Raw genomic sequence first — 5,331 nt, 5'->3', positions numbered from 1 at the left:
CTTGTGAAGCTGATTTACCAGTACCGATAGCCCAGATTGGTTCATATGCGATAACTGTTGAAGCGACTTGTTCTGCAGTCAATCCAGCAAGAGCAGCTGAAACTTGAGCACCTACGAATTCTGCTGCTTTACCAGCTTCGTAAGTTTCAAGGCTTTCACCACAACAGATGATTGGAAGCATACCGTTCGCAAAAATTGCTTTTGCTTTTTTGTTGATATCTTCATCAGTTTCGTGGAAGTAGTCACGACGTTCTGAGTGACCGATAACAACGTAGTCAGTACCGATTTCTTTCAAAACTTGTGGGCTAGTTTCACCAGTGAAGGCACCAGCATTTTCAAAGTAAGTGTTTTGTGCAGCAACTTTAAGGTTTGAACCTTTAGCAGTAGCAAGTACTGTAGTCAAGTCAACTGCAGGAGCCGCGATTCCAGCTTCAACAAGGTCAGCTGAAGGAAGTTTTGATGCTACAGCTTCAACAAATGCTTTTGCTTCTTCTGGATTTTTGTTCATTTTCCAGTTACCAGCGATAAATGGTTTACGTGACATTTCACATACCTCTTTTTTCTAATTTTATACTATCTATTTTACCATAATTTTCGTCATAATGAAAGGTTGCACAAGCTCATTTTACTTTTTACCAAAATAAAAACCCCGTCTTCACGGGGTTTTCTGTCTGTCTATATAATTGTTAATCTGGGAACTAGATCGAATTAAGCTTCGATTTCAGTAACCATACCTGAACCAACAGTACGTCCACCTTCACGGATTGAGAATGTAGTACCTTGTTCAACGGCGATTGGGTGGATCAACTCAACGTCGATAGTCACGTTATCACCAGGCATTACCATTTCAGTTCCTGCTGGAAGTTCGATAGATCCAGTTACGTCAGTTGTACGGAAGTAGAACTGTGGACGGTAGTTGTTGAAGAATGGAGTATGACGTCCACCTTCTTCTTTAGTAAGGATGTAAACTTCACCTTTGAATTTAGTGTGTGGGTTGATTGAACCTGGTTTAGCGATAACTTGTCCACGTTCGATTTCATCACGTTGGATACCACGAAGAAGCACACCAACGTTATCCCCTGCAAGACCTTCGTCAAGTTGTTTACGGAACATTTCAACACCAGTAACAACTGCTTTTTGGATTTCTTCTTTGATACCAACGATTTCGATTTCATCATTGACACGAACAACACCACGGTCGATACGTCCTGAAGCAACTGTACCACGTCCAGTGATTGAGAATACGTCTTCGACTGGAAGAAGCAATGGTTTGTCAGTATCGCGTTCTGGTTCTGGGATGTACTCATCAACAGTATCCATCAATTCCATGATGATATCTTCATATTTAGAGTCACCTTCAAGAGCTTTAAGAGCTGAACCTTGGATAACTGGAAGGTCATCACCTGGGAAATCGTATTCTGAAAGAAGGTCACGGATTTCCATTTCAACCAATTCAAGCAATTCTTCATCATCAACCAAGTCAACTTTGTTCATGAAGACGATCAAGTGTTTAACACCAACCTGACGTGAAAGAAGGATGTGTTCACGTGTTTGTGGCATTGGTCCGTCAGTTGAAGCTACTACAAGGATAGCTCCGTCCATTTGAGCGGCACCAGTGATCATGTTTTTAACGTAGTCCGCGTGTCCTGGAGCGTCGATGTGAGCGTAGTGACGTTTAGCAGTTTCGTACTCAACGTGTGCAGTGTTGATAGTGATACCGCGTTCGCGTTCTTCTGGAGCAGCATCGATAGACGCATAGTCTTTAGGTTGGTTAACTGATGAAGGCAAGCGACGTGCCAAAACAGTTGTGATTGCTGCAGTTAGGGTAGTTTTACCGTGGTCAACGTGTCCGATTGTACCGATGTTAACGTGCGGTTTACTACGATCGTATTTTTCTTTTGCCATTTGAGTAAAAGCCTCCAATAAAATATATTTTATAGATAGACAGTAGGCAATACAGTCTAACTTTCCTTACTATTCTATCGAATTTTAGATAAAATTGCAAGCCTTTTACCTATATTTTCTTAATTATTCCTCTTCTTTTCTTTTATTTTGTCATCTTACAGAAAGATCTTGATTAAGCTTTGAAAATTCTCATTTAAAACCTGCTATTCAAGCTCGTTAATCATCTTCTATCACTTCCTTCCAAAGCAAAAAAATCGGAACAATTGTTCCGATTTTTTAGCCTGAATTCCGTAGTCCTGTAGCCACCCCATTGATGGTGATATGGATCAGCTTGTCTTGATCGGCTGGTAGTTGTCCAGTCCGTTGACGTCGAATCAATTCTAACTGAATATAGTTCAAGACGTTAAAGTATGGCATCCGATAGTCCAAACTTTCTTTCAAATAAGAGTTTTCCGCGAGTAATTCTTCTTGTTCCTCAATCATCAAGATGATATCCTTCGTCAATTGCCATTCATGTAAGATAATTTGATAAATATTGCGCACTTCTTCTTCTTCACACAATTGCGCGTACTCAAAGGCAATATCCATATTGGCTTTTGATAAGACCATGTCCACATTTGACAAGAGAGATTGGAAGAAAGGCCAGTTTTTATACATGTATCGAAGGGTTTCGATATTCTCAGGATCCTCATCGATAAATTCCTTAAAGCTAGAACCTACTCCATACCAACCAGGGAACATCACCCGACTTTGTGACCAAGAGAACACCCAAGGAATGGCACGCAAACCACCAATTTCTGTAATGGTCTTACGGGCAGCTGGACGCGAACCAATATTAAAGCTAGAAATAGCTTTGATCGGACTTGATTCAAAGAAGTAATCATAGAAATGCTCATTTCCAAAGACCAAATCACGATAGATATCGTAACTACGATTCACGACTTTATCCATGACTTCCCCGAAACGATCAAACATAGAGAATGGACTCTTTTGTTCGGCAATCATTCGGTTAATGGTTGCAGAGACGAGCATCTCAAGGTTGTAGTAGGCGGCATCTTTGTTCCCGTATTTATTGCCGATCACTTCCCCTTGCTCCGTTAAGCGGATACGGTCATTAATCGATTTCAACGGTTGAGAAGTGATGGCTTCATAAGTAGGACCTCCACCACGACCAACCGTACCACCACGACCATGGAAGAAGGTAATCTTCACTCCAAACTCATCTCCGATAGCGGTCAATTGTTGTTGGGCTTTAAAGAGGGTCCAACAAGAAGACAAGTAGCCACCATCCTTGTTAGAATCCGAGTAGCCTAACATAATTTCTTGGTAATTATTCTTAGAAGCAATCCAACGTTTAGCGATTGGAAGTGACAAGTAGCTTCTCATGGTTTCTTCTGAATGATCCAAATCTTCAATTGTTTCAAACAATGGAACAATTTGCACACGTGCTTTTTCAGTATCAATTAAGCCCACTTCTTTTAACATCACTGCCAGTTCCAACATATCTGATACGCTTGTTGCATGGGAGATAATGTTTTGACGGATAACTTCTTCACCCAAGCGATCCTTCAATTCACGCGCTGTCTGGAAAATCGCCAATTCTTTTTCAAGCAACTCAGATTTATCGGCATGGGTTGCTGATAAAATACGTGGGTCTTCTAAGAGTTCTTTCAAGAGAATCTGACACTTTTCGTCCTCTGATAAATCTGAATAATGATCATTAATCCCTGCTGATTTCAGCAATTCTGCCACACAGGCTTCATGCACACTAGAATCTTGGCGCATATCAATAGATGCAAGGTAAAAACCAAAGACATCGATAGCTTCTAGGAGTTCTGCAAACTCACCGGAAATCAAATACTCTGATTTATTTTCTAACAAGGAATCTTTAATCTTTTCAAGATCTTCTTTAAACTCTTGAGCGGACGCATAAGCTGGAGATTCTTTAGCAGAAATCTCTTTTAAGGCGCCTGAAATCCGATTACCAATATAATCAGAAACGGGCCCTTGTTGGTGATTACTTGCTCCCAATAATCTCTCTACCGCATAGCGGTCTTCCCTTGTTTCACCAACCATAGTCCATTCTTTTAAGTTAACCAAGGTTTGGATCAATTTTGATTGGATATAGTGGAAAGCACGACGGTAAGGTTCTTTTTCGCGAAAGACTGACGTATCACTTGACAAGGAAGCCATCTCAGCTACCGCTTCACTAGTATTAGAGAGACTAGTTGAAAGTGAGAAATGACGGTATAATTTAGAAATCTTTTCAATGTAATAGTTCAAAATGACTTCACTTTGAATGGTTGCTGAACGTTTTAAAGTATCAGCCGTCACAAAAGGATTTCCATCCCTGTCTCCTCCAATCCACATTCCCATTGTAATTGGATGTGGTTGTTCGAGCTCTAAACCATGTTCTTTTGCTAAACGTTTGTATTCCAACACGAGGTTTGGAACAGCTTGTAAGAAGGAACTATTGTAATACTCCATGACGTTGGTGATCTCATTTGTCACCTTCAATTTTTTATCACGGATCATATCCGTTTGCATCATGATTTCAATATTACAACGAAGGTTATTATACCACTTATTCTCATTGATCAATCCTGCTTTAACATCCCGATGTTGGCGAAGTAAAGCATGAATATGATTGGTCAGATCCAGCATGGTCTTTCTTTGCACTTGAGTCGGATGGGCCGTTAAAACGGGTACAATATTTAGATTTTCTAAAATTTCTTGTGCATCTTCATTTTTTGCAACTTCTTTAATCGTTGAAGAAAGTTTCCCAAGATAATCGCCATCCACATTATTAAGATGATTGATTTCATAAGCTAAATCGACATCTTCAGAGATGTTGATCAACAGTGGTAAAATCGCAAAATAGCGTGAGATTACCGTCATTTCTTCATTAGACAATTGTTCTACTAATTGGTTCAAGTCACGGTAATTCTTTGTTTTCGATAGATCCTTTAATTGTGAAATTTTTTCAAATGTCTCCGGACAAACAAGATTTTTAGTAATATCATCTAATAGATCTGTTAGAATTTCGGCTTCTTCTTTGACAATGTCTTTATTTCTAAAGTTCTCTAATTTTTGTAAGACCATTTTTTCTCCTTTATTGATCGTAGTCTAGCAAATACAAATTTAGTAATAAGATTTAATTTTACCCTTTTCCTCAAAAAGGATTCCTTCCTGCTTCATTCTTAGTCTTTTTTCACTAGCATCAATGTTAAGAACAAAAGCAATAGCTACAGATAGGACCCATAAGCTGTTCCCTCCTTGGGATAAGAAAGGAAAAGTTACCCCAGTAGATGGGATCAAACCCGAAATTCCTCCAATGTTAATAAAGGTTTGCACCAACATCATGCCACCAATACCAATGGCCATCATAGAATTAAAAGGATTTTTTGCTCGAATTCCTACTAAGAT

4 protein-coding genes are annotated in these 5,331 nt (G+C 39.5%); all 4 read right to left on the bottom strand.

Annotated elements, in window-relative coordinates:
* A partial coding sequence (gene tpiA / locus SPADD19_RS01940; protein ID WP_061455063.1) for a triose-phosphate isomerase occupies positions 1 to 544 on the bottom strand: 544 nt, incomplete at its 3' end.
* Between the two features lie 164 nt (positions 545 to 708).
* Positions 709 to 1,905, bottom strand: coding sequence for an elongation factor Tu (gene tuf / locus SPADD19_RS01935; RefSeq protein ID WP_003002543.1), 1,197 nt, complete (start codon positions 1,903 to 1,905; stop codon positions 709 to 711).
* Between the two features lie 276 nt (positions 1,906 to 2,181).
* Positions 2,182 to 5,007 (bottom strand): phosphoenolpyruvate carboxylase, encoded by a 2,826-nt coding sequence (gene ppc, locus SPADD19_RS01930; protein WP_061455062.1) that lies wholly within the window; start codon positions 5,005 to 5,007, stop codon positions 2,182 to 2,184.
* A 39-nt stretch (positions 5,008 to 5,046) separates the two neighbouring features.
* Positions 5,047 to 5,331 (bottom strand): FtsW/RodA/SpoVE family cell cycle protein (locus SPADD19_RS12355; protein ID WP_241496403.1); only part of this gene is annotated, 285 nt, incomplete at its 5' end.

The sequence above is a fragment of the Streptococcus parasanguinis genome, assembly GCF_001578955.1.
Taxonomy (GTDB): domain Bacteria; phylum Bacillota; class Bacilli; order Lactobacillales; family Streptococcaceae; genus Streptococcus; species Streptococcus parasanguinis_U.
The sequence above is the reverse complement of the archived record's forward strand: the minus strand, read 5'-3'. Positions and strand labels throughout refer to the sequence as shown.

Coding starts and splice junctions, on each gene's coding strand:
- tuf (WP_003002543.1), bottom strand. CDS start 1,905: ATGGCAAAAGAAAAATACGATCGTAGTAAACCGCACGTTAACATCGGT.
- ppc (WP_061455062.1), bottom strand. CDS start 5,007: ATGGTCTTACAAAAATTAGAGAACTTTAGAAATAAAGACATTGTCAAA.